Annotated in this window: 22 protein-coding genes; 13 read left to right on the top strand and 9 right to left on the bottom strand. The window is 39.4% G+C overall.

What is annotated here, in order from left to right:
- Nucleotides 1-16: 16 nt before the first annotated feature.
- The 3 genes from BBI08_RS04070 to BBI08_RS04060 all read right to left on the bottom strand — a co-directional run bounded on the left by BBI08_RS04070 (nt 17) and on the right by BBI08_RS04060 (nt 2,471).
- Complete coding sequence (locus BBI08_RS04070; protein ID WP_008496701.1) at nt 17-817, bottom strand: DUF4397 domain-containing protein; 801 nt, start codon at nt 815-817, stop codon at nt 17-19.
- Nucleotides 818-1,025: 208 nt separating this feature from the next.
- Nucleotides 1,026-1,685, bottom strand: coding sequence for a reverse transcriptase-like protein (locus BBI08_RS04065; RefSeq protein WP_008496700.1), 660 nt, complete (start codon nt 1,683-1,685; stop codon nt 1,026-1,028).
- Nucleotides 1,686-1,814: 129 nt separating this feature from the next.
- Nucleotides 1,815-2,471 carry a potassium channel family protein gene (locus BBI08_RS04060; RefSeq protein ID WP_008496699.1) on the bottom strand — a complete coding sequence of 219 codons (657 nt, stop codon included), beginning with the start codon at nt 2,469-2,471 and terminating at the stop codon, nt 1,815-1,817.
- 144 nt (nt 2,472-2,615) lie between these two features.
- On the opposite strand from BBI08_RS04060, the gene BBI08_RS04055 reads away from it, so the two are divergent.
- Both BBI08_RS04055 and ade read left to right on the top strand, forming a co-directional pair.
- Complete coding sequence (locus BBI08_RS04055) at nt 2,616-3,536, top strand: PhzF family phenazine biosynthesis protein (protein WP_065528522.1); 921 nt, start codon at nt 2,616-2,618, stop codon at nt 3,534-3,536.
- Nucleotides 3,537-3,785: 249 nt separating this feature from the next.
- Complete coding sequence (gene ade / locus BBI08_RS04050) at nt 3,786-5,513, top strand: adenine deaminase (protein WP_008496698.1); 1,728 nt, start codon at nt 3,786-3,788, stop codon at nt 5,511-5,513.
- A gap of 37 nt (nt 5,514-5,550) precedes the next feature.
- On the opposite strand, the gene BBI08_RS04045 is transcribed toward ade, so the two are convergent.
- Nucleotides 5,551-6,444 (bottom strand): sulfurtransferase, encoded by an 894-nt coding sequence (locus tag BBI08_RS04045; RefSeq protein WP_008496697.1) that lies wholly within the window; start codon nt 6,442-6,444, stop codon nt 5,551-5,553.
- A 185-nt stretch (nt 6,445-6,629) separates the two neighbouring features.
- Here BBI08_RS04045 and cysK point away from each other — a divergent pair, with 185 nt between their 5' ends.
- From cysK to BBI08_RS04020, 5 genes are all read left to right on the top strand, one after another.
- Nucleotides 6,630-7,550, top strand: a complete 921-nt coding sequence (gene cysK, locus BBI08_RS04040) for a cysteine synthase A (protein WP_008496696.1) — start codon at nt 6,630-6,632, stop codon at nt 7,548-7,550.
- A 302-nt stretch (nt 7,551-7,852) separates the two neighbouring features.
- Nucleotides 7,853-8,641 (top strand): ABC transporter ATP-binding protein, encoded by a 789-nt coding sequence (locus tag BBI08_RS04035; RefSeq protein WP_008496695.1) that lies wholly within the window; start codon nt 7,853-7,855, stop codon nt 8,639-8,641.
- Nucleotides 8,625-9,380, top strand: coding sequence for an ABC transporter permease (locus tag BBI08_RS04030; protein WP_008496694.1), 756 nt, complete (start codon nt 8,625-8,627; stop codon nt 9,378-9,380). The genes BBI08_RS04035 and BBI08_RS04030 overlap by 17 nt, the downstream gene beginning before the upstream one ends.
- Before the next feature lie 130 nt (nt 9,381-9,510).
- On the top strand, nt 9,511-10,497 hold the full coding sequence (locus tag BBI08_RS04025) for an ABC transporter substrate-binding protein (RefSeq protein ID WP_008496693.1): 987 nt from the start codon (nt 9,511-9,513) through the stop codon (nt 10,495-10,497).
- 169 nt (nt 10,498-10,666) lie between these two features.
- Nucleotides 10,667-11,383: a 3-ketoacyl-ACP reductase gene (locus BBI08_RS04020; RefSeq protein WP_008496690.1), complete on the top strand. Its 717-nt coding sequence runs from the start codon at nt 10,667-10,669 to the stop codon at nt 11,381-11,383.
- Between the two features lie 50 nt (nt 11,384-11,433).
- Here BBI08_RS04020 and BBI08_RS04015 read toward each other — a convergent pair whose 3' ends face one another.
- Nucleotides 11,434-12,717 carry an MFS transporter gene (locus BBI08_RS04015; RefSeq protein ID WP_008496689.1) on the bottom strand — a complete coding sequence of 428 codons (1,284 nt, stop codon included), beginning with the start codon at nt 12,715-12,717 and terminating at the stop codon, nt 11,434-11,436.
- 203 nt (nt 12,718-12,920) lie between these two features.
- Between BBI08_RS04015 and BBI08_RS04010 the strand changes: the two genes are divergently transcribed.
- Complete coding sequence (locus BBI08_RS04010) at nt 12,921-13,454, top strand: hypothetical protein (protein WP_065528521.1); 534 nt, start codon at nt 12,921-12,923, stop codon at nt 13,452-13,454.
- Between the two features lie 74 nt (nt 13,455-13,528).
- Here BBI08_RS04010 and BBI08_RS04005 read toward each other — a convergent pair whose 3' ends face one another.
- Nucleotides 13,529-15,562, bottom strand: coding sequence for a Na+/H+ antiporter (locus BBI08_RS04005; RefSeq protein ID WP_065528520.1), 2,034 nt, complete (start codon nt 15,560-15,562; stop codon nt 13,529-13,531).
- 162 nt (nt 15,563-15,724) lie between these two features.
- Between BBI08_RS04005 and BBI08_RS04000 the strand changes: the two genes are divergently transcribed.
- The 5 genes from BBI08_RS04000 (at nt 15,725) to BBI08_RS03980 (ending at nt 20,878) form a co-directional block, all read left to right on the top strand.
- Nucleotides 15,725-16,462 (top strand): hypothetical protein, encoded by a 738-nt coding sequence (locus BBI08_RS04000; protein WP_065528519.1) that lies wholly within the window; start codon nt 15,725-15,727, stop codon nt 16,460-16,462.
- A gap of 127 nt (nt 16,463-16,589) precedes the next feature.
- Nucleotides 16,590-17,738 carry an NAD-dependent epimerase/dehydratase family protein gene (locus BBI08_RS03995; RefSeq protein WP_008496683.1) on the top strand — a complete coding sequence of 383 codons (1,149 nt, stop codon included), beginning with the start codon at nt 16,590-16,592 and terminating at the stop codon, nt 17,736-17,738.
- A 43-nt stretch (nt 17,739-17,781) separates the two neighbouring features.
- Entirely contained in the window at nt 17,782-18,921 is a 1,140-nt protein-coding gene (locus BBI08_RS03990) for a glycosyltransferase family 4 protein (protein ID WP_008496682.1), read from the top strand.
- A gap of 33 nt (nt 18,922-18,954) precedes the next feature.
- Complete coding sequence (locus BBI08_RS03985) at nt 18,955-19,410, top strand: GtrA family protein (RefSeq protein WP_040850483.1); 456 nt, start codon at nt 18,955-18,957, stop codon at nt 19,408-19,410.
- A 328-nt stretch (nt 19,411-19,738) separates the two neighbouring features.
- Nucleotides 19,739-20,878, top strand: coding sequence for a CapA family protein (locus tag BBI08_RS03980; protein WP_040850482.1), 1,140 nt, complete (start codon nt 19,739-19,741; stop codon nt 20,876-20,878).
- Between the two features lie 267 nt (nt 20,879-21,145).
- Here the strand turns inward: BBI08_RS03980 and BBI08_RS03975 are convergent, their stop codons facing one another.
- Genes BBI08_RS03975 through BBI08_RS03965 form a run of 3 tightly spaced genes read right to left on the bottom strand, consistent with a single transcriptional unit; the run spans nt 21,146 to nt 24,769 of the window.
- On the bottom strand, nt 21,146-22,414 hold the full coding sequence (locus tag BBI08_RS03975; RefSeq protein WP_008496676.1) for a PTS ascorbate transporter subunit IIC: 1,269 nt from the start codon (nt 22,412-22,414) through the stop codon (nt 21,146-21,148).
- 25 nt (nt 22,415-22,439) lie between these two features.
- Nucleotides 22,440-22,706 carry a PTS sugar transporter subunit IIB gene (locus BBI08_RS03970; protein ID WP_008496675.1) on the bottom strand — a complete coding sequence of 89 codons (267 nt, stop codon included), beginning with the start codon at nt 22,704-22,706 and terminating at the stop codon, nt 22,440-22,442.
- Nucleotides 22,703-24,769 (bottom strand): BglG family transcription antiterminator, encoded by a 2,067-nt coding sequence (locus BBI08_RS03965; protein WP_065528518.1) that lies wholly within the window; start codon nt 24,767-24,769, stop codon nt 22,703-22,705. Before BBI08_RS03965 ends, BBI08_RS03970 begins: the two co-directional genes overlap by 4 nt.
- Between the last annotated feature and the right edge of the window lie 158 nt (nt 24,770-24,927).

Below are 24,927 nucleotides of genomic sequence, written 5' to 3'. Positions count from 1 at the left end.
AAAGACAATCCAAAGCTTACTGTTGAAATCGTTTTCTCCACACTAAGCTACTAGCTCCAATAAGAACCAATGCGCCTCCTACCAATAACCACTTGACTTGAGATTGATCAGGCGTCCCAAGACCCGTAGTCGGCATACCATCTGGTGATCCCGCCGCTTCATAATCAACCAGCGCAATCACTTCCAATGAATCCACTGTATTTACTGCAAAGACACTATAAACAGTGTTTGCAGCTAATTCAGTTCCTTCTAGCGGCAATACTTGTGTGCCATCTGGTAGACGAATTTCCAAATCGTACGTGCCTGGATCCAATTCTGCATAATCCGTTATTCCTGGAAATTCTGCTCCACTAAACAAAGCGTCTCCACCGATAACACCAACATCAACCGCTGGTGCATCTGGTGACAAATGTCCAACGCGGACTTTTGTTTTTCCATCTGGGACTTCCATTGAATCTTCAGCAACCACAAATTCAATTGATTCCAGAAGGTTTGCAGCAACAACTGTATATGCTTTTCCGGCTTCTACAGTAAGATCTGCCTGCAATACACCTTCACCCGCAGCATATTCTGATCCACTTGCAAAAACTTCTACATCATGTGTTCCAGCAGGTACATCCAAATAACCCGAGTCTGCTTTAAAAGGAACCTCTTCTAACGTTAAATCTCCATTGACATATACATCGACAGCAGGTGCATCTGGAGAAGCATGAACTACTCTAACTTTAGCCATATGACTATCTGCCAGAACTCCAGAGGCAAGCAATGAAAATACAAGGACCATAGCGACTGAGAATGAAAATAACACTTTCTTCATTTTTTCCTCTCCTTTTCTTGTATAGTTTTTGCAAAATTATTGTACAATCTATTTATAACCTAATTCACATATTTTCGCAATACATATATCTGAATATTCTGTTTTTGATAAATAAGTACCAATTAAATGTATATAATATGATAATTCAACAATTTTTTGCGCAAAAAAAACGAACGGAATATTTGACTCCGTCCGATCAAAATTCGACTCAATCTAGTATTTCACTTGTTGCCGCAATTGAAATCCCCTTTAACGCTTGTGTAGCTAGTTTATCAGCTTCTGCATTTTCTTTGCGTGGTGCTAATTGATATTCATCCTGAATACCCAGTTCATTTAACTTATCTTTTATTCGCTGCACCCACGAACCTAACTTATCCTCTATGATTGGCCACTCGCCTTCCATTCCGTTGATGACAATCCGCGAGTCTCCGATAAAAGAAACCAACTGTCGCCGTACTTCAAGATACTCTAATTCTTGAAGGCAAAAATAGAGAGCAGCATATTCTGCTTCATTATTTGAACTTAGCTCACCCAACTTTGCATTTGCTCTGCGTCGGTAAGATTTCCCATTTTGTTTATAATAAATTACACAACCTAGCCCTGCATCTCCTGAAGACCGTTCGTAACCCCCATCAAAATAAATTTGTACTTGATGTGGTTCTGTTTCGATTTCCTTTAAATAGGCTTTTACTTCTTTTAATGTCCAATTGCTATCATACTGATCCTCAAAGCGAATCTTTTTAACTCTTCCTGTTCGCTCTAAATCTTCCGCTATCTGGATAATCGCTTCTGCTGGCATTTCTTCAGATGAAAAAACTGCGTCTATTCCTTTTGGAACTCCATATGTCCATTCGATTCGGAACTTCATCTATAGTCCCCCCATCTCTTACAAACCACTAAATGAATCTCATATTTCTATTATTCCCGCTCAGCTTTTTTACTAAACGACAGTCATATTCAAAAAAGGTCCACTCACTCTGAAGTTACGGACCTTTTTTTACAAGCTTTTTTCTTCTAAGCGCTTCAAATCATCTTTATGGCCCATTACAATCAGCACATCATCCTGGGCAACCATGTCATCAATGGCAGGTGCAATATTGACTTCTTCCTGCTTTTTTATCGCTAAGACGATACAATTAAATTCTTTTCGAATATTCATGTCTATCAATGTTTTATTAGCCATTTTACCGGAAGCAACTAGCTCGATAATACTGTAATCATGAGAAAGATCAATGTAATCGACGATCTTATCAGAGTCCACATGATGAGCAACGCGAATGCCCATTTCTTTTTCTGGTTGAATCACGCGATCCGCTCCAACTTTATGAAGGATTTTCTCATGTTGTAGATCGCGTGCTTTTACCCAAACTTTAGGCAAACCTAGCTCTTTCAACATTAATGTACACAAAACACTTGCTTGGAGATCGTCTCCAATAGCTACGATGGCATGTTCAAAATTTCGGACACCTAAAGATTTCAACTGATTTCCATCTGTCGCATCCGCATTTACTGCAAAAGAAGCATACTCTCTTAAGGCGTCGACTTTATCTGGATTTGTATCGATGGCCATAATTTCATGTCCAAGGCTATGCAGTTCCTTGCAGACACTGCTACCAAAACGACCCAATCCAATGACCACTATTTGTTTTTTCACATGCTTTCCTCTTTTCTGTTTGGTTTCATACCCCTACTTTATTCTCAAATTGGCTGGATTGCAATGAAAGGTAGTGGACTTTTAACTAGCTAACTGATACAAAGAAACTAAGTAAACTAAATTTTCAGATAAAGGAGGATGAAGATGAAAACGTTAAAATATACGTTAGTTGATGTTTTTACGACTCAATCTTTTGGCGGCAACCAGCTGGCGGTTTTTCATGACGGTTCGAACTTAACAACAAAAACCATGCAACAAATTGCCAATGAACTTAATTTATCAGAAACTGCGTTTATTTGCTCACCCAAAAAGCCACAAAATCAAATCAATCTCCGGATTTTCACACCTCAAGTAGAATTACCGATTGCGGGTCACCCGACAATTGGCACAGCTTTTGTTATGGCTTATTTAAAAATGCTGCCCACACAAGACGGAGTTAATGAATGGGTTTTTGAAGAAGAGCACGGAGACATCTCTGTAACCGTTTTTTTAAACAAAGAAAAAATCACCAAAGTTGAAATGATTCAACCGCTTCCTGTTTTCGGAGAAATATTGACTAGACAAGCTTTGGTTGCAGATTTGCTGTCGTTGCCAAAAGGAGAATTGGATTCACGATTTCCGATACAAACCGTTTCTTCAGGGTTACCATTCTTATTTGTCCCACTGCGCTCAATCGCCGCGATGAGAGAAATCAATTTTCGAACAGATGTCTGGGAACGCCACTTTAGTCGTAATCCAGATCGCCAGCACATATTTACTTTTACAACAGAAACCGAATACGACGACTCCACTGTTCATTGTCGCATGTTCGCACCTGCCATGGGTATTTCTGAAGACCCAGCAACAGGGGCTGCTAGTGGCCCTCTAGGAGCATTCTTAGTAGAACATGGGGCAATTGATAAAAAAGCTGATGGCAATTATGTTATCCGAAGTGAGCAAGGTTTTGAAATGGGGAGACCTAGTTTTATCGATATTATGATTAATAAGAACAACCAACAATATGAAAAAGTTAAAATTGGAGGCACTGCGATTGTTGTCGGGCAAGGAGAGCTTTATGTTCCATGAATAATATAAATTGATATGCCACTAGCATCTTTACTTTCGCTCTTTAAAGCTGCTAGTGGTTATTTTTATTGAGTTTTCTTCACGTACCCATTTGCCAAAGTTTACTTCTTATTTAATGATCCCCCATTATGCTAGAGCAAATTATCCATCTCCTGTAGAATAAACCCAAGCTTAGTTCTTAAATAAAGACTTACATCCAGTTTGCCCAAATTAAACGTTTTAAATCTATCTCAAAGGAGTCCTAACCATATGAATAAAACTCAGCTAAAAAACCGAATCGATGCTGCTAATAACAAAAGAAAAGCCGATTTGGTAATACGTAACGCTTCGATCGTCAATGTTTTCACAAAAACCTTAACTACAGGTGATGTAGCAATCAGTGATGGCATTATTATTGGCATCGGACATTATGAAGGCCACGAAGAAATCGATGCGTCTGGAAAATATATTGCCCCTGGTTTGATTGATGCACATGTTCACATCGAATCGTCCATGGTCACGCCGCAACAGTTTTCACAAGTTGTTTTGCCACATGGCGTAACGACCGTCATCACAGACCCACACGAAATCGCCAACGTCAGCGGAACAACAGGTCTCGAATATATGATGAAAGATGCCGAATCAACATTGCTCGACATTAAATTTATGTTGCCATCGTGTGTACCGTCCACTTCTTTTGAAAATGCAGGCGCTCACCTTACAGCCCGAGACTTAGAGCCTTTTTTGCAGCGCGATAATGTTCTCGGATTAGCAGAAGTGATGGATTTCCCATCCGTTATTCGTGGAGATGAAGCTATGCTCGATAAGTTAATGCTGAGTCAGCAAATTGATGGGCATGCTGCAGGCCTTACTGAACTTGATATCAATGTTTACGGTACTGCGGGAATTTTAACTGATCATGAATGCGTGACAAAAGAAGAAATGCTTATACGCCTTGAACGCGGTATGTACGTCATGCTTCGTGAAGGTTCTGTCGCTAAAAATTTAGAGACTTTACTTGAAGGTGTAACTGAACAAAATGCCCATCGCTGTTTGTTCTGTACAGATGACAAGCATTTAGACGATTTAATAGAAGAAGGCAGTATCGACTTTAATGTTCGGACAGCTATTAAAAGAGGTATCTCTCCTATCACTGCTATTTCCATGGCTAGTCTCAATGCGGCTCAATGCTTTGGTTTGCAACAAAAAGGAGCGATTGCGCCAGGTTACGATGCTGATTTCATATTGCTTGATAGTCTAGATAAATTCATCATTTCATCGGTTTATAAAAATGGACAAGTAGCAGCGCAAAACGGGAAGTATGTTGGTCCAATTCATAGTAAAAGTGACTCGCTAGCCGTTCAAGATACGGTTCGCATTGCAGAAATATCCTCTACTAGCTTCCATATTCACATGGGAGACAGCACTAAAGCTCATGTAATCGGCATCAATCCCAATAACCTCATCACGGAGCATTTGGTTTTAGAAGTTCCTCAAGTGAATGAGTTCTTTGTTTCAAATACAGAAAAAGACCTTTTAAAAATTGCTGTGATTGAACGACACCGAGCTACAGGCAATATCGGTTTAGGTATTGTTCATGGACTTGGTTTAAAGAATGGAGCGATTGCGACTACGGTTGCGCACGATTCGCATAATATTATCGCTGTTGGCACCTCCGATGAAGACATTAAAACTGCAGTTAAAGCAGTGCAGCAGATTAATGGTGGACTCGTGGTTGTTCAAGACGGGAAAATATTAACGAGTTTACCTTTAGCGATTGCAGGATTAATGTCAGAAGAACCGTTTGAAATGGTTTACGAACAACTAAAAATCCTTGATGATAGCCTTTTACAAATCGGGGCACCTACTCATTTTAATGCCTTTCTAACATTGTCATTCTTATCTTTACCTGTGATCCCTCATTTAAAATTAACGGACTGTGGCTTGTTTGATGTTGCTAGTTTTCAACATATCCAAGTAGCTGTTGATAAAGAATAACGAAAAACCGCCTTGCCTATAGGAGCAAAGCGGTTTTTTAACTTTCAGTCACAAGTGGACAAGTCGGATCATTCACCCATTCGTTCAACGAACCATCATATACAGCCACATTTTTTTGACCAAGCTTATTGAGCATTAAAGCGGTCCACGTTGCAGCAAGTCCTCCACCGCAGTATGTAATCACTTTTTTATTTGGATTCAAAGCATCTATTTTTTCGAATTGCTTGCGTAGCATAGCCTCGTCATGTATTTCTCTAGTCTGCTGATTTGCATGAATGCCGAAAAAGACATTTTTACTACTCGGAATATGACCTTTTCTCGCGTACGCATCGCTTTCTCCTCTAAAATCTTCTGGTGACAAGCTGTTAATAAGAATGGTATTGTCGTCCTCCATTGCCCGCTTTACTTCTTCTTTCGTAGCAAGCATTTCCGTGCGCCGCTCTCCCGTAAAGTTCGTTTGTGAATAATTTCCTGGCACTGCTGTTAGTGGTCGGTTTTCTTTTTTCCACTTGGGCAAGCCGCCTTCTAAAATCGCGATGTTTTCAAATCCTTCGTATTGCATTTGCCAAGCTAATCGCGAAGCCCAATAAGCCGCAACAATCGGATTTCCCACTAAAGCTCCTTGGTCGTAAATAACGGTATACATATCGTCACCTATGCCAAGTTCAGTCATTTTGCGAATAAAGTAATCGCGTGGTGGTACAGTAAAAGGCTGAGCTGACTGTGGATCTGATAAATCCTTTAAAATGTCCATGTGGACCGCTCCTGGTATATGCCCTTCTCCATAAGAAGTCTTTCCAGACCAGATGGTAGGTGGTCCTCCCTTTTCAGGTAGTTCCATAAAAATAGTAGCATCAATAATACATAAATCCGGATCATCTAATCGCTTTTCAAGCCACTCTGTAGTGACGATTAAAGGAATTTGTTCCATGTCACACTCTCCTTTTCTTAAGCCGACAAAACCAATATGATTAACAAATGTGCGTTATACTAGTACAATAAAGTTTGAGCTTTAACTCGTCAATTGAAAGACACTAGCTGATGGATTAATTAAATAAGAATAAATATGAACAAGTGCATGACAAATTCCGTAACTTAAGAAAGGTTGTTTTCTTCATGAAACCGTATAATAATATCACCGATTTGATTGGTGACACGCCCGTTGTAAAATTAAATCGCATTGTACCAGATGGTGCTGCTGATGTTTATGTCAAACTAGAAATGTTTAATCCATCTAAAAGCGTTAAAGATCGCGCGGCTTATAATATGATTAAAATGGCTGAAGAAGATGGTTTATTACAAAAGGGCGCAACTATTATTGAACCAACAAGTGGCAATACCGGTATTGGTCTCGCTATGGTCGCGGCAGCAAAAGGGTACCGCTCTATTCTCGTGTTACCAGATAACGCTACAAAAGAACGAATCAACTTATTAAAAGCATTCGGCTCTGAAGTAGTCTTAACACCAAGTGATGCAAAAATGCCTGGCGCAATCAGCAAAGCACTCGAGTTGCAGAAGGAAATTCCAAACAGTTTTATCCCTCAACAATTCGAGAACAAAGCTAATCCAGATATCCACCGTACAACAACTGCGCTAGAAATTTTAGAACAGATGAACGGAAAATTAGATGCATTTGTCGCATCAGCTGGAACTGGCGGTACCATCACAGGCACCGGTGAAACGTTAAAAGAGCATTTGCCGGAGCTTTATATCGCGGTTGTAGAACCAAAAGGATCTCCTGTCTTGTCCGGCGGTAAACCAGGTAAGCATAAATTAGTGGGTACTAGCCCTGGGTTTATTCCGAGCATATTAAATACTAAAATATACGATGAAATTATGGCAATCCAAGATGAAGATGCGATTGATATCTTCAAACGAGTTGCTCGTGAAGAAGGTATTTTTGTCGGTCCATCTGCAGGGGCGACAATTTATGCAGCAATCGAAATTGCTAAACGTCTCGGTAGCGGAAAAAAAGTTTTGTGCATTGCACCTGATACTGGAGAACGTTACTTGAGTATGAATTTATTCGATGAATAGACACTTTCTATATATGTTACAGATTCACAAAAAGATTAAGTTCAAAAATTGAGACTTTATCTGACTATTGACATTCATTTTTTAGATACTTTTCATATAAATTTTCTCCACTAATACAGGCAGACCGGAAATTTCCGGTCTGCCTGTATTTTTTGTGTATAAAGTATTTCTCTCCGATTCAAAATTTACTATCTTCACTCGCAAAAAAATAATTTTATTATCATGTTGACAATTCCTATGACTTTACTATACTTTAATATAATATCTTATAGGAAAGGTAGGTTTTACATAGGTGATTGACGATGTTTATTGAAGCAAAGAAAATCAACAAAGTGTATTTTGATAAAAATAACAAACCAATTACTGTCTTGAATAATATCAACCTCTCGATTCCAAAAGGACAATTCATTTCTATTCTCGGCCCCTCTGGCTGTGGAAAATCTACTTTTTTATCAATGATTGCCGGACTCACAGGCTCAACTTCAGGAGAAATCATCGTGAATGGGAAAAAAGTTGTAAAGCCAGGAAAAGATAGGGGCATGGTATTTCAGCAAGCTGCACTGTTTCCGTGGATGAATGTTACTGAAAATGTCATGTTTCCATTGCGCAAAGAATTATCTAAAAGTGAAGGGTTGAAGCGTGCCCAACACTTTTTGAAAATGGTGCAACTCAGTAATTACCCTACTCATTACCCTCATGAACTATCCGGCGGCATGCAACAGCGTGTATCGATTGCAAGGTCTCTAGCAATGGATCCTGCTGTTTTATTGATGGATGAGCCGTTCGGTGCATTAGATGAACAAACGAGAAGTCGCCTGCACAGACAGCTTGAGGAAATATGGATAGATACCCAAAAGACCATTGTATTTGTTACTCACAGTATTTCAGAGTCGATCAAACTGTCTGATCGAATTATTGTCATGGGTACAAGACCCGGAACAATCTTGACTGATATTACAGTTAATATTCCACGGCCCCGTGAACAACATCGACAACAAATCGGTGCATTAGAAGAACAGATTATGGCTCTATTGAAAACAGAAATTGACAAAGTCATCGAAGAGGAGCAGTCATATGAAGCCGACAGTTAAACGACTCATCTTCTTCGCTGTACTTATTGTCTTTTGGGAGCTAGGATCCCGCTTTGAACTCTGGCACGAAACCATACTTCCTTCTCCTTTTAGCGTCTACGATTCCTTAATGGCTGGATTTGCGGACATGACACTAGTCTATGACTTGATGGCTAGTTTTCGTAGACTGCTTATTGGTTTAGCTGTCGCTATCTTAATAGGAACAAGTGTCGGTATTTTACTGGCACGTTCGAAGACCGCAGATGAAACACTTGGTACCTTAGTACTCGCTTTGCAAAGTGTCCCCAGCATTGTCTGGCTTCCTTTAGCCATGATGTGGTTTGGACTTGGTGAAGGTTCTATTATTTTCGTCGTCATCTTAGGCGGAACTTTCGTCATGATTTTGAATGTCAGAACCGGAATAAAAAATGTCGACCCCTTATTTATTAAAGCTGCTCGGACCATGGGATCGAACGGCCTGGATTTATTCATCAAAGTAATCATTCCTGCCTCTGTTCCCTATTTTGTTACAGGTGCACGTTTAGCGTGGGCGTTTGCCTGGCGGGCCTTGATGGCTGGGGAGCTGCTAAGCTCTGGTCCCGGTCTCGGCTATACCTTACGATACGCTTCTGATTTCGGTAATATGTCCCTGGTTATCGGAGTGATGATAATTATAGGAGTCGTTGGGGCGGTTGTTGACTTAATGATATTCCAACGGATTGAGAAGAATGTCCTTAAACGTTGGGGATTGGAAACCTGAAACTCATTAATTACACTGATATAAATCATCTTACTTCTACACTTTTCTACAACGACTTTGAGATCTACTTACATGGATTAACTACTAAAAAGCATTTAAAAACATTCAGTATACAGGAGGAATCTATCTTATGAAACGATTTATCTCACTTATTGTACTTCTTACACTAGCAGGCACTTTGGCGGCTTGTGGTTCACCAGATGCGAGCGAAGATTCATCGTCCGTGACTATCGGTTATTTTCCAAACCTAGATCATGTACCTGCTATGATTGCCAAAGACCAGAAATTGTATGAAAAAAACTTGGCAGATGGCACAACTGTTGATTATGTTACGTTTGCTGATGGTGCGGATTTTATGACTGCCTTAAAAACTGGTGATATTGATGCCGGACTTGTTGGACCAGGTCCGGCAATGAACAATTATACAAACGGTGCAGATGTAACGATGATTGCAGGTGGTGCTTCAGGCGGGACGGTAGTCATGGCTAGAAATGGCAGCGGCATTGATTCTGTTGATGATTTCGCTGGCAAGACATTTATCACGCCTCGTGTCGGTTGCACTCATGATGTGCAATTCGAAACATTCATGAAAGAACAGGGCATTACTTCAAACCGCATTGGTGGAGAAATGTTACATCAAACAGGCAATCCAGCTCAATATGAAGCTTTGTTCGCTACTGAAAAAGTTGACGTTGCCGTCGCTCCTGAACCTTGGGCATCTGTATTAAAACAAAATACAGGCGCCAAAGTTATTATCGAGCCAGATGAAATTTCATTTGGTACGACATTGCCAGCTTCTGTCCTAGTAACTTCAAGCAAATTGATTAAAGAAAACCCTGAAATGGTCGAAGGAATTGTCAATGCTCATAAAGAAGCTACTGAATTTATCACCGAAAACCCAGATCAAGCAAAAGAAATAACCATCGACACAATCGATGACATCACTGGACAAAAACTGGAAGCTTCAATCATAGATGGAGCATGGGAAAATATGATTTTCGATACGGCTCTTTCTTCTGAAGAAATCCAAGCATTCGGAGATTCCTCTTTCGATTTAAAATTCCTAAAAGAGCAACCCGATTTCGCTTTACTAACCGATACGCAATTTCTTGAATAGTAATGCACCTAACAGCAGAGATTACTCTGCTGTTTTTTATGGAATGTTATCACATGAAGCAAAAGATAATCTGTAGATATGTTATTTCCAAGTTCTTCATTTGGGATTTCCAACTAGACTTTGCTACACTAGTATAGGAAATCATTTCACGAAAAAAGGAGCTAACTATATGCAAAACTTAACAGGAAAGAATGCGTTGATTACAGGGGCTGGGCGAGGGATTGGTCGTTCTACCGCAATCGCTTTTGCAGCTGAAGGCATAAACGTTGGACTTGTTGGACGTACTGCTGAAAACTTGGAAAAAGTTGTAGCGGAACTTGAGCAATACGGTGTGAAAACTGTTTTTGCGGTAGCTGATGTTGCCGACCAAGATTCGGTCAATGCTGCAGTTGAACATGTTTTGTCTGAACTAGGTTCAATTGATATTTTGATTAATAATGCAGGTATTGGTAAATTTGGTAACTTCCTTGATTTATCACCTGAAGAATTCAAGGCTATTATCGACACCAACTTGATGGGTGTGTATTACGTAACGCGTGCTGTCTTGCCGCAAATGATTGAACGTCAATCAGGTGATATTATTAATATTTCATCAACAGCTGGACAAAAAGGAGCACCGGTAACAAGTGCTTATAGTGCTTCGAAATTCGGTGTCATGGGATTAACAGAATCGTTAATGCTAGAAGTGAGAAAACACAATATCCGCGTTAGTGCTTTAACACCAAGTACAGTAGCAACTGACTTAGCGATTGGTGAAAACTTGACCGATGGTAATCCTGATAAAGTAATGCAGCCAGAAGATTTGGCTGAAATGATGGTGGCCCAATTAAAACTTCACCCTCGTGTTTTATTGAAATCAGCTGGACTTTGGTCAACAAACCCGTAATAACCTAAAAAGTGCGCAGTTCAAAATGAACTGCGCACTTTTTTATTGAACTAAGCTTTCGTCTTTTTTGTCGACCATAAAACAACGGGAATCAAGGCAAGTGCAAGAATGCCGCCACCTAATGACATCGCAGCAAAACTAGATTGTGCCATGATCATGCCGGAAAGTCCCCCGCCTGTAGCACCGGCTAAAGCGATTAATACATCTACTGTTCCTTGTGTTTTTGCTCGCGTTGTTGGATCGGTTGAATCCACGACTAATGTCGTACCGCTAATAAATCCGAAATTCCAGCCGAGCCCTAGTAAACCAAGTGCGAACATCAAGCCTATTATCGATTCACTTGGTCCGAATGCAGCAACTAAACCTGCTGCCATAAATGTAACTCCTGCTGCTGCCGTCATGAAAATCCGACCTAGCTTATCCACAAGTATTCCTGTGACAATCGACGGCAAGTACATTGCAACTACATGTATGCTGATGACCAAACCGATGTCTCCAAGGTCATGACCATAACGGCCCATATGAATCGGTGTCATGGTCATAATGGCTACCATGATTAACTGAGTTAATACCATAACGGTCGCTCCCAGAACAACTCCTTTTTTATCGATAGCAGGGTCGTCTTCTTTCACGACTTCTGAACTTTCTTCAACCGTTTGTAAATGTGCTGCTAAAGCTTTGGAAACTTGCAGTGGGTCTGGTCTTAATAAAACCAAAATGACTAACCCGGCTATACCAAATGCTGCCGCAGCCAAAATAAAAGGACCAGCCAAAGACGGAATATTAATAGATTCTGCAAAGCTGCCCATAACCCCAACTAAATTCGGTCCGGCAAAGGCGCCTAAGGTTAGTGATACCAATGCTACGCTAATAGCAGTACCACGTTGCTTAACTGTTGCTAAATCTGTACCTGCATAGCGCGCTTGTAAATTTGTTGCCATACCTGCTCCATAAATCACTAAAGATATAAACAGTAAAAAGATATTATCTGATAATGCAGCAATAACAACTCCTAGCGCACCAATTGCACCCGCTAGAAATCCTGACGCTAAACCTACCCGCCGACTAAAACGTTGAGACAGTCTGCCAATGATAAGTGCCGCTGCCGCAGATCCTATCGTAAAAAAAACGACTGGTACACCCGCGTACCGGTCTGTTCCAAGCATGTCTGAAGCAAGCAGCGCAGCGACTGTCACTCCAGCTGTCAGCCCAACTCCAGCAAAAATCTGAGCCAATGCGACAATCCATAAAGTTCGGCGATATAACTTTTTAAATTTTTCAGGTGAATCTGCATAGCTCTTCATCATTACTTCTTGTTTTGCATTTCGTTTCATAATGTTCCCCTTTATTCGAGATTTTTTCATTCAACTCATTAGCCAACCACAATCCTCTGATAAGGAAACAATTCCGACTCTTTTTCCCAGTATAACGTTTTTCTTTCTGTTAGATAGACTCTATGTCAAAAACTCAGTATCTTCTTTTAGAAAAACCTAAAACCTATATACTTTATACTAATAACAAGTATAGATGAAAAGGAGTGATACTAATTATAGCTATCGCACACAAAAAAAAGTTGCTGTCGTTTTGGTCTGTCGCAATAGCTGTTATTTTCATCGCAATCGGCGGTTGGCTATTAAAACCAGAATCGCAAGAAGCCAAAAATTTAAAAAATGAGCTCTACACAATCGTCAATGAGCAAGTCGGAGCAACCAGTAATATGGACAAAATTCGTATATCTAACCTAGTCGTTTCCAAAAATTCAGGCGGATGGGATGTTGAACTTTCTCTAAACGCAGATAAAGGGTTCACTATGATTTCCACAAAGCAAATGATGTGGCAAGAGGCAATCAAAATTCTAGCTGCTGTTTCAGAAATCGATCAGCTCGATGAGGTATCGATATCGTGGATTTATCCAGTTTTAAATGAACAAAAAGATGTGGAATATAAAAATGTCATGTCTTTCACACTAGACAAAGCCACGCGTGATCAACTGGTTTGGGAAAATTTAGAACCTTCTATTTTGCCTGATCTCGTTTACGATTATGAAGAACACCTTATTCTAAGTGAGTGACAACATTAACGACAAAAAACAGCGCTGATTATCAGCGCTGTTTTTTAATCTTACTTATATTCTATTTAGTTTCTCTATTTATTAGTCTCGTACAATGTCACACTTTCAACATTGTGAATATAACGTCTAAGCTCTTTTGCCTGCTCTCTTGTAATTTCTCCTGCTACATACATTTTATAGATGACCGAGCGCCCCATATCCATAACAATTACGCGTAACTCTTCTTTTTGCAATTCGTATTTCTCATCATATAAAGCTTCTGGTTTCTTTAAACGACTGGTCATTTGTTTGTAATCTGAGATGACAGAGTCAATGATTTCTTTCGGCTCGTACTTTTTAGCAGTTTCTTCTAGTCCAGAAAGCGCTGCTTGTAACGCTTCTAATTGAAGTTGAAGACCTTCTTGAAATTCGACCAGCCGCGTTTCTTCCTCGCGAGAATTTTGACCTCTAAAGCGTCTCCATGCTCGAATAAGCTTGCCTTGTAAATACAGCATGGTCGAGCGCGCATTATCGGCAACCACTTCTTCTCGACGATTTAATGATTTTTCGAATGCATCATATACTTCTTCTTTCATTTTTTTATTGCGGTATTGTCGTTGTACATATTTGCGTTCCAGTTTTAATGCTTTTAAGCGAAGTTCTCTTGTTTTGCGTTGATATTTTTTATTTGCTTGAGCTTTTGTATCTTCTTCAGTTTGAATATGATGAAAATGTAGTTCATACTCCTCAATTAACTCATAAGCGGGAGCTTCGTTTTCTTCAGTAATTTCAGCTTTTATCTTTCGAATCGATGCCAACAAAATGCGCCGTTGTGCTTCGTTCAGATCCATTTTCTCCGTAGTACCCCCATCTACCATTTGTCCCTTACTAAGCAGCGGCAAAATAATCGTTGCAACTATTAGCGTGAATAGAATCGTTCCAGCTGCTAAAAATAAGAGGAGTGCTCGATTTGGAAATGCTTCTCCGTTGTCCATTAAAAATGGCAAAGACAATACCCCAACCATCGTAACGGTTCCTCGTACACCCGTTAAGCTGATATATAACATTAACTTCAAACTGGGTTTAGCGGCTTCTTTCATTTTCCCAAAATGATATTCATATAGAGAAAACAAATAGGCCCACACAAAGCGAATCCCAAGAATCATTAATCCAACTGCTAAAACGTAGAGCAATAACAGCCACAAGTTAATATTAGGATTTTCGAGCACACCGCTCATCGAAGTTGGGATACTTAAGCCTAATAGTAAAAAGACCACCCCGTTTAAGATAAACAAAATAATAGTCCAAATATTTTCAGTTAGCACTTGCTCTTCAGCGATGAAAGTTTCTGTTTGTTCTCTTACTAATGAATGGACAATACCTGCCACCACTACTGCGATAACACCCGATGCGTGGAGAAGTTCTTCTGTAACGATGAAGATTAAAAAGGGTGTCATAATTTGCAATAACGTATGAAAAGTAACGTCATTAATACCTTGTTTCCGTAAAACTAAACGAATACTGATCACCAATAAGCCAAGCGTTAGACCTAAAATTCCACCAACCAAAAATTTATAAGAAAAATCAAAGAGAGCTTCCGACAATGAAAAATAGCCTGTCACGACAGCTGCCACTGCATAATTGAACGCAACAAGTCCTGAAGCATCATTGATCAGCGATTCTCCTCTGACAAGGCTCAATACTTTTTGGGGAATTCGAATTCGCTGTGCAATGCCATTAACTGCCACTGGATCTGTCGGTGACAAAATAGCCGCTAACGCAAATGCCGCAGCAAGTGGTATTTCTTCTATCAGCCAATGAATAAAATAACCGCCAACGACCGTTGTCAGTAGTACGAGTATGATCGCGTTCCCTAAAATCGGTCCTTTCATTCGCCACAATTCTTCTCTCGGAAAACGACTACCATCATTAAATAATAATGGTGCAATAAACAATAGTAAAAACCACTCTGTTTCAATATCAAACGTAATATCTTCGTATATAAGAACCAAAATTACACCAAGAGCTACTTGGATTAAAGCAGTTGGAATATAGGGTGTATAATGACTAACAACATTTGAAATCAATAAACAAATCAACAATAAAAAAATTGTAAGCAATAAGTCCATAGCGGATCTCCGTTCTGCTTTAAGGATGAATTATTCATGTATACCCAAAATACGGCATAGACTATGCTCTTTATCCGATTAATATGTAAAATTTTTTAGACTATGAATGTGCGGAGAAGATTCGGGTATACATTTTCTAACCTGTATTAGGAGGTGTCACTCTTGTTTTATTTCAGTTTAGTAATTATCATCGCATTCATGTTTGTTCACATCTTTACAAATTACATTAAATTTTTAGATCGCAAGCCAAAAGATAGACTGATGTCGTTTGTTTCTGGAGGTTCCATTGCTTACGTTTTTCTACATTTGGTTCCTGAACTGACGCATTATCAAAAAGTGGCTGAAGAGGCACGGTTGCCAAAATGGATTGAGTCACTTGAATACTCTACTTACCTTTTGACACTTGCAGGTATCGCTTTTTTTTATGGCATCAATCAATTAAATGAAAAATCCAAAGCTAAAAATGAAAGAGAAGAAAACCTCTCTCAACCAAGTCGCTCGATTTTCGCTTTAGAAATTTTCGGCTTCGCCCTATACAATGCGCTAATTGGCTACTTACTTGTCGATATAAGCGGAGAAAAAATTCCAGATTATATCATTTATTTTGTGGTCTTTTCTTTTCATTTTATTGCTAATAATCGCGTGTTGCATTTAACGCATGAAGACCGCTACACTAACATTGGGCGTTGGGTATTAGCACTTTCTGTTTTTATTGGCTGGCTTCTTTATCAATTTACTAGTACTTCTGATTTGAATATCGCTTATTTTTCCGCTTTTCTCACAGGAGGTGTCATTTTAAACATTTTAAATGATGAACTCCCAAGCGAGAAAAATAGTAGCTATCCTTCTTTTATTACCGGGCTTATCTTCATTTCTGTATTACTCCAGTTTATCCTTTAAAAGCCATCTTAGTTTATTGCCTTCTAGTCCTTACAAGCTCTTCTTTGTTTCAGGTTTATTTTGTACGTTAAAGTGGTACAAAAGATATATGTGCAATATTCAGAAAAAAGAGCGAGGGGGATTTTTGATGAGAATTATTGTAGCTGGGGGAGATGGATTTTGTGGCTGGCCAACTGCTTTGCATTTATCACAAAAAGGACATGATGTTTCCATCATTGATAATATGGTACGAAGAAAAATGGATGAAGAATTAGCTTCAAATTCACTCACTCCAATTGCATCTCTCGAAGAGCGGGTAAACAAATGGCAAGAACTAACTGGCCAAGTGATGCGTACATACGAGGGTGATTTACAGGATTTCGAGTTTTTAAAAAAGGTTCTTGAACAAGAACAGCCCGAAGCCTTTGTTCATTTTGCCGAACAACGATCTGCCCCTTACTCTATGATTGACCGTGAACATGCTGTCTACACACAAGTAAACAATGTAGTCGGTACGCTGAATGTGCTATATGGCATAAAAGACATTGTGCCGGACTGTCACTTGATCAAGCTCGGAACCATGGGCGAATATGGTACACCCAATATTCCGATTGAAGAAGGATATATAGAAATTGAACATAAAGGACGAAAAGATCGGTTGCCGTTTCCAAAACAGCCGGGTTCTTATTATCATCTTTCTAAAGTACATGATAGTCATAACATTATGTTTGCCTGCAGAGTTTGGGGAATTCGAGCAACTGATTTAAACCAAGGAATTGTTTATGGACTTTCTACAAAAGAAACCCAATTAGATCCGGTTTTAGCAAATCGTCTCGACTATGATTCGGTTTTCGGAACCGCATTGAACCGGTTTATTATTCAGGCTGCTACTGAACATGACCTAACAGTTTATGGAACAGGCGGTCAAACACGTGGATTTTTAAATATCGAAGATACAGTGAGGTGCATTGAGATTGCTGCTGAAAATCCAGCCGAACCTGGCGAGTTCCGTGTCTTCAATCAGTTTACAGAGGAATTTTCTGTGCTCGAGCTAGCACAAATGGTGCAAAAGGTAGCCGCAGAAGAAGGAGTAACTGTAGGCATTGGCCACCTGGAAAATCCACGTATAGAAAAAGAAGAACATTTTTATGAAGCAGTTAATACGAATTTATTGGAGTTAGGATTAAAACCTCATTTACTGACTAATGATGTCATACGAGAAATATTAAAAACCGTCCTAGTACACAAAGATCGCGTTATTAAAGAAAACATCTTGCCCACCGTTAAGTGGAAGTAAGAGGCGAGTGCTAAGTTCATGTTCATAGAAAGGAGCTGTTTCTATGAAAATATTAATTGTCACTGAAACTTTCCTGCCCTCAACTGATGGCATTGTAACGAGATTGACAGCCTGCATCCGCTGGTTGCATAGAGACGGTCATGAAATCCAAATTATCGCACCTGATCTGGGCGTAACGGAATTTGATGGTGCCGTTGTAAAAGGAATTCCTGCCTTCGCTTTTCCTTTTTATCGTTCTAAAAAATTTGCTTTTCCGAATCGTCTTGTTAAAAAGTACATGTTGGAATTTAATCCAGACGTCGTCCATATTGTTAATCCCGCTGTTGTGGGCTATTCTGGTGTGACATATGCTAAAAAGTTAGCGATTCCTATGGTAGCGTCTTACCACACGAATATTCCCCAATACATGGCATATTACAAACTCGGTAAATTGGATTGGCTCATGTGGTGGTTTATGAGAAAAATGCACAATGCAGCCGATCTTAATCTATGTACGTCTCACACTGTTTTAAAAGAGTTGGAAGAAAAGGGCTTTGAGCGATTGCAAGTTTGGAAACGTGGAGTTGATACCGAAAAATTCCATCCAAATCATGCAACAACGGACATGCGTTCCCACTTAACAGATGGGCAAAACGACAAAATTTTATTGCTTTACGTTGGCCGTTTAGCTGCAGAAAAAGAAATCGAAAAAATTCGCGATGTTTTACTAGAATCAGATCACTTTTGCTTAGCGATTGTTGGAGACGGTCCTCATAGAAATGAACTTGAAACCTATTTTAAAGGAACACAAACTGTTTTTACTGGATTTATCCATGGGGATGAATTAGCTTCAGCTTTTGCCTCTGCCGATGCCTTTGTCTTCCCTTCTACTACAGAAACATTAGGTTTAGTAATTATGGAAGCAATGGCTTCAGGATTGCCAGTAGTTGCAGCGGAAAGCGGACCGACAAAAGAACAAGTGATAGACCGGAGAAACGGTCTACTATACGACTCGAAAGACCCTGAGAGTTTTAAACAAACGATTCTTCAACTTGAAGATACTAAATTTCGTCAACAACTGGCACATCAAGCTTTACTTGATGTAGCAGATCTCGGATGGGCTGCTGTTGCACAACAAATTCGCGATTTGTATAAACAAGTTGCCGAAGCCGAAACAGTGGATTCTTTTCAGGCCGTCGATTGAGAAAACCGAAATTCTGAAGAATAGGGTGTTATCATGGAGAATAGCCAAAAACGTAAGGCCCCTATTCAGCCACTTCAATTCACCCTAATCGGGATTTCCAATGCAGCAGTAGATATCGGGTCGCTCAATTTATTATTACTTTTATCCCCTACGAGCCATAGCGGAACTTTAGCGTTATTTAATACAATCGCTTATTGCTTGGCGATAAGTAATAGTTACTTTTGGAATTCTAGAATTACCTTTCGCCATTCTGCTAAAGGCAGTCGACAACAGCAATTCTTCTTTGTCCTGCAAGGACTGTTTAGCTTACTGATCAATAACGGTGTTTTTTTAGCATTCAACCTACTCCTTCAATTCATGGAAATCTCTAGTTGGATTAGTCTTAATCTTTCAAAGGGACTCGCGATGTTTGCTTCTTTTGCAGCCAGCTTTTTCATGATTAAATACTTTGTCTTTAGAGACCAACAAAATCGAAACAAAAAACCTTAATTCATACGAAAAAAACTCATCCTATAAACAGGATGAGTTTTTTTAATTTGAGAACAAGTTGAAATTCAAGTTAACGGCCTCCACATTCTTGTGGAGGCGAATAATATTCTTTTTTCAACTTTCCTCTCTAGTTAAAAGACCTTAAAAGTAGTAACCTATAGATGAAGATCCAAGCGATGACCAACTCTTATTCCAATTGCCGCAAAAACAGAAACTCCGCCCATGGATTTTATGTCTTTTAGTTCCATGCAAGTGGATGCAAGAAACCAAAGCGACTTTTTCATATAGGAAGTGTTCAAGATCTTACTAAAGTTATGGAGTGAGACAAGTGAACTTCAGCAAAATAGCTCTTTTTCTATTATTAATTATCACAATTTTCCCTCTCATTGGATGTTCAATCGCTACTAACGCCGATGAAAGCCAGCCAATTGCTTTTGAAATCCGAAATCCCCCCATTGCCACCAGTCCTTCAGAGCTGAACTTAGAATATTCCGCTTCGCTATCCGCTGTTGGAGATATTCTAATTCACGAACGTGTTTACCTAGATGCTAAAAATGACTACAGTTACGACTTTAATCCAATGCTCGAAAAAGTGACACCTTTTCTTGAACAGGCCGATCTTACTATCGCTAATTCTGAGAGTATAATTGGAGGCAGTGAAATTGGACTCTCTACGTATCCGGCCTTTAATAGTCCTTACGAGGTAGGCGCTGCGTTGAAGAATTCTGGTGTAGATATTGTCACACTGGCAAATAACCATACGCTAGACCGAGGAATACCGGCTATCGAAAATGCCATTCGCTACTGGGATCAAATCGGCATGGTGCATACTGGCTCTTTTTTATCGAACGATGAGCGCTCGAAAGTTACTTTAGTGACACGTAACAAGATCACCTTTTCTTTCTTGTCCTATACCTATGGTACAAACGGAATTCCTACGCCTGTTGGAATGGATTACTTGGTTAACCGCATTGATCCTCTGATCATCCAACAAGATTTAAAGCGTGCGAGAGAATTATCTGATGTGGTCGTTTTAAGCTTGCATTTCGGACAAGAATACCAAAGTATGCCAAATGTGGAGCAAATCGAATTGGCTCGTTTTTCTGCTGCTAACGGTGCTGATATTATTTTGGGGCACCATCCCCACGTTCTGCAGCCACCAGAATGGATCGACACAGAAGACGGACGCAAAGTTTTTGTTATGTATTCACTTGGTAATTTTTTATCTGGACAAGACGAATTAGACCGACAAATCGGTGCGATTTTGCACCTTGATATTGTGAAAAAGGTAACAGCGGATTCTAGCACCATCACTTTGCAAAACCCTGCCTTTACAACAACCTTTGTTAAAAGTTCCAATGCTAAAAATTACGAAATGGACTTGTTAAAGAACATCGATAGAAATTTAAATACTGCTACTAAAGCCCACTTATCTACGTGGATCAAAGATTTGGAATTTATCGAGTAAACATATCGCTCCAGTCACTGTAAGGATGGCTCTCGCCAAAAAGTTAGAAAGACCAGCTTTCTTCTAGCTTCACCTACTCCAATGCTTCATTGCTGATGTCCAGTGCTCCTTTTTCAAAAGAGGAAAATAGATTCTTTTGTCTACACTCTGTGATTTTTACTTTTTAGCTCCATCACAAGAAGTTAAGGTTGACCTATAAAGTCAATGTTATCTAAAAAGACATTCCGAATTTATGATTCGGAATGTCTTTTTAATGCAAGCTTTGTCTTATGCAAAACCTAAAAATTTCATGATACTCAAAATCAGAATTCCAACAACGCCAAAGTCAGAGTCACCAAAAGTAGTTCCAGAAAACCCGATATCTCCTAGTAATACTAGTAAAATAGCAGGGATAAAACTAATGATTAGGCCGTTAGCAAATGCGCCTAACATAGCACCACGTCGCCCCCCCGTAATGTTACCGAAGACACCTGCCGCTGCTCCCGTAAAGAAATGCGGAACCAATCCAGGAACAATTACACTTAATCCAAGTACCGGAAGCAAGAACATTGCAAGTAATCCCGCAAAGAAACTAAATAAAAACCCGATGATGACAGCATTTGGTGCAAACGGAAAGACGATTGGAACATCTAGCGCTGGTTTAGTGTTTGGTACTAGTTTATCGGCAATTCCTTGGAAAGCAGGAACGATTTCAGCGATTAACATTCTAACACCCGCTAAAATTATATAAACACCCGCAGCAAAAGTAATTGCTTGAATAAACGAAAAGACTAAGAAGTTCGAACCGTTTGAAAGTGTTGTTTCAACATACTCTTGCCCAGCAAATAATGCGACGACGATAAAAAATAATGTCATTGTCAAAGATACTGCTACAGATGTATCTCTTAAAAACCCTAACGATTGAGGTACTTTGATGTCTTCCGTTGTTTTTTCTTTATTACCAAACCATTTACCAACATTGGCAGATACAAAATAACCGATTGAACCAAAATGACCAACGGCAAAGTCGTCACTGCCCGTAATTTGACGAACATATGGCTGTAGAAGTGCTGGAAAGAGCACCATACATAGACCAAGAATAATTGAACCCACCAAAATTAATGGAGCTCCTGCAAGTCCACCAACTGATAAAGTTACAGCCAATAAGCATGCCATAAATAAAGTATGGTGACCAGTAAGGAATATGTACTTGAATGGCGTGATACGAGCCAATAGTATATTGAAGAGCATTCCAAATACCATAATTAATGCCGTTGTCGTTCCGTACTCACTTTGTGCGGCTGCAACAATTGCTTCATTGTTTGGAATGACGCCCTGCACATTAAAAGCATGGTCGAACATTTTTCCAAATATATCTAAAGAACCAATCAGTACCGCTGCTCCGGCACCAATAATTACAAAGCCCATTACCGTCTTCAAAGTTCCAGATACGACATCCGCGCTATTTTTCCGTTGAAGCAGTAGCCCTATCAGGGCAAATAATCCAATCAAAATAGCTGGTGTCCCTAAAATATCGTTCATTATTAGTTGTAGCATAACGCTTCCCCCCTTCGTGTCAGAATTATACTAAATGCGGCTCAAGTTTTGATTTGATCTCTGGAATGCTCATCATATTTTCTAAATTAACAATGGTTCTGTTTCCGTCATCCAATTGACTCATGATATCTGCTGCTCCAATAAAAATATCAGCTTGTTCTGATTTAGCTGAAGTGAGGTCTGTATGTCCGACTTCTGCAGTTTTCCCCAATTCTTTTAATGCTTTTTTAACATTCAATTCCATGATGAAACTACTACCTAATCCGTTTCCGCACACTACCATGATTTTCATTCTGTTTCCTCCTTAGAATAGTTATGGATAATTTCCAAAAGTTGATTTTTGTTTGTTGCATTTAAAATCTGTTGAATATTTTCCGGCTCATTCAATAAATTTGTCAATTGAATCAATGCTCGGAGATGTGAGTCACTGTCTGCTGCCGCTAACACGATAATTAATCGTACCGGTTTATCCGGAGCAAAATCCACGGCTTCCTCGAGCTTTAATAAGCTCATCGATAGCGAACGGACTCCTTCTTCAGGGCGAGCATGTGGAATTGCGACCAGTGGAGTAATGACAACATAAGGTCCGTTCTCCTCAATTGATTCGATCATAGCCGATACGTATCGTTCTTCTACAGTACCTAAATCGACAAGGGGATTCGCAGCTAGTTCGATTGCTTCCTGCCAAGTGGATACATGCGATTTTAATTGCAAAGTGTGCATATTCAATAGTTCTGCTAACACGGGTTTTTCTGCCTCCTTTACTGCATGTGTGTTTGTTTCAACTGCTTGAGTGGATAAAGCTGTCTGTAATTCTTTCGCTAATTGTTTTGCATCTTGAATTGTTGCGTATTTAGAAATCACTTTCATCAATCCTGCAACATCCGCTCCAGGAACTGTATAACCATAAAGCTCCTGCATCACCTGTTTACTCAATTTCTGTTTGTCACGATCTTCCAGAATAGGTGGAACAACGAATAATGTAGCATCTGTTCTCATATAAACCGATGAAAAAACCAGGTCGTACGAGAGCGGGTAGTCTGCTGTATCTCTAACAGACAATACATCCAAGAATAAGATGGTTGGAAATAATTCCCTCAACGTATAATTGAGAATATTGCTGACTCCTGTGCCGTGTGGGCATACAACAATGGCTTTTTTCCGGTCATCTAATGTCGTTCCTTGTCTTTGAAGCCACCCACCAAAATACACAGTGAAATATGCCACTTCATCTTCGGGTATACAAAAGTCCATCTTCTTTTCTAAGACTTCCAACGACTTTCGCGTTAAATGCTGAAGTTCTGGATATATTTTACATATTCGTTCAGTCATCGGATTTACATGAGGAATCCCATACTTGATGCGGTAATAAGCAGGTTTGAAATGTATATATAACTGCTCGCAAAGCTTTTCCTTTTCTTGAAGATGAACAAAAGTTAGCCGTTCGAATTCCTCGGTAACTTGCTGCAAGACATCATAAAATATTTGATTTTCTTTTAAAGGAGAACCATCTTTTGTCCGGTTCATGCTGACTATATGCAATGTTGCATATAATTTTTCTGTTTGGCTCCATTCAGCATAAAAATTATGGGTCTCAATCATTTGATCAACCAACACGTATTCTGTTGTATCAATAAATGGTAGCCAACTAGGATCTTCCTCTAACTCTTCTCCTTTGCCAATCAATTGATCAGTAGAAACGAAAAGATATGCTAATTCGTGAAGCCTGTTGTCCGTAAAGGTCGTTTCTAGTTGTTTTTCGAGATATTCTAATTTCGTGTGAACTGCCTTGATCTGCTCTTCAAATCCCTCCCAAATACAATCGATAATCAATTGGCTATTCGGACCATTCAATACTTCATGGATCAACTGTTCAATTACAAAACGCTTTACACGACTATCACCCGTGACAATGTAACCTTCCTGCTTGGAATAGTGAATCGTCAACTTCAATTGAGTAGCCATTTTTTTCAAACGTTGAAGATCCGTCAAAACCGTATTTCTAGAAATACCAGTAATCGATTGGAAATGATACAAGGACAAAGGCTCATGGCTGAGCAGAATTAGCAAGTAAAAAATTTGTTCTCTATCTTTCTCTGAAAAAAAATAACTTCTTTTTGTTAATCTGACGCTTACCTCGTCTTCTAGGATGTTATCTGATAGAAAATATCCGATTTCTCGTTTATATTGTACAGGCTTGTAATGATTGGATTCTAGCCAATCATTGACTTTACTCAAACTATATTGAATCTGTCTGCGTGTAAGCCCTGTTTGATCTTCAATCTCATTCATCGAAGAAGTAGATGAATGTTGCAAGAGCTTGAGCAAATTTGCGCTTCTTTCATCTAAAAACATCCTGTGATCCTCCTCTGTCTATACAATAATCTATGTATTCACTAAAATACATCTTTTCTCAGCCCCATTATTGTTCTTTTGACTGCACAACACTGTGCTGTATAACACTAATCTCTAATAATAACGTAAAAACTCGCCATTGAAATCAATTATGATTT

It is taken from the genome of Planococcus halocryophilus (genome assembly GCF_001687585.2).
Taxonomy (GTDB): domain Bacteria; phylum Bacillota; class Bacilli; order Bacillales_A; family Planococcaceae; genus Planococcus; species Planococcus halocryophilus.
This window is presented reverse-complemented; position numbering and strand designations above follow the sequence as displayed.

Coding starts and splice junctions, on each gene's coding strand:
- BBI08_RS03995 (WP_008496683.1), top strand. CDS start 16,590: ATGAGAATTATTGTAGCTGGGGGAGATGGATTTTGTGGCTGGCCAACT.
- BBI08_RS03970 (WP_008496675.1), bottom strand. CDS start 22,706: ATGAAAATCATGGTAGTGTGCGGAAACGGATTAGGTAGTAGTTTCATC.
- BBI08_RS03990 (WP_008496682.1), top strand. CDS start 17,782: ATGAAAATATTAATTGTCACTGAAACTTTCCTGCCCTCAACTGATGGC.
- BBI08_RS04055 (WP_065528522.1), top strand. CDS start 2,616: ATGAAAACGTTAAAATATACGTTAGTTGATGTTTTTACGACTCAATCT.
- BBI08_RS04030 (WP_008496694.1), top strand. CDS start 8,625: ATGAAGCCGACAGTTAAACGACTCATCTTCTTCGCTGTACTTATTGTC.
- BBI08_RS03965 (WP_065528518.1), bottom strand. CDS start 24,769: ATGTTTTTAGATGAAAGAAGCGCAAATTTGCTCAAGCTCTTGCAACAT.
- BBI08_RS04045 (WP_008496697.1), bottom strand. CDS start 6,444: ATGGAACAAATTCCTTTAATCGTCACTACAGAGTGGCTTGAAAAGCGA.
- BBI08_RS04070 (WP_008496701.1), bottom strand. CDS start 817: ATGAAGAAAGTGTTATTTTCATTCTCAGTCGCTATGGTCCTTGTATTT.
- BBI08_RS04035 (WP_008496695.1), top strand. CDS start 7,853: ATGTTTATTGAAGCAAAGAAAATCAACAAAGTGTATTTTGATAAAAAT.
- BBI08_RS04015 (WP_008496689.1), bottom strand. CDS start 12,717: ATGAAACGAAATGCAAAACAAGAAGTAATGATGAAGAGCTATGCAGAT.
- BBI08_RS04025 (WP_008496693.1), top strand. CDS start 9,511: ATGAAACGATTTATCTCACTTATTGTACTTCTTACACTAGCAGGCACT.
- BBI08_RS03975 (WP_008496676.1), bottom strand. CDS start 22,414: ATGCTACAACTAATAATGAACGATATTTTAGGGACACCAGCTATTTTG.
- BBI08_RS04005 (WP_065528520.1), bottom strand. CDS start 15,562: ATGGACTTATTGCTTACAATTTTTTTATTGTTGATTTGTTTATTGATT.
- BBI08_RS04020 (WP_008496690.1), top strand. CDS start 10,667: ATGCAAAACTTAACAGGAAAGAATGCGTTGATTACAGGGGCTGGGCGA.
- cysK (WP_008496696.1), top strand. CDS start 6,630: ATGAAACCGTATAATAATATCACCGATTTGATTGGTGACACGCCCGTT.
- ade (WP_008496698.1), top strand. CDS start 3,786: ATGAATAAAACTCAGCTAAAAAACCGAATCGATGCTGCTAATAACAAA.
- BBI08_RS04065 (WP_008496700.1), bottom strand. CDS start 1,685: ATGAAGTTCCGAATCGAATGGACATATGGAGTTCCAAAAGGAATAGAC.
- BBI08_RS03985 (WP_040850483.1), top strand. CDS start 18,955: ATGGAGAATAGCCAAAAACGTAAGGCCCCTATTCAGCCACTTCAATTC.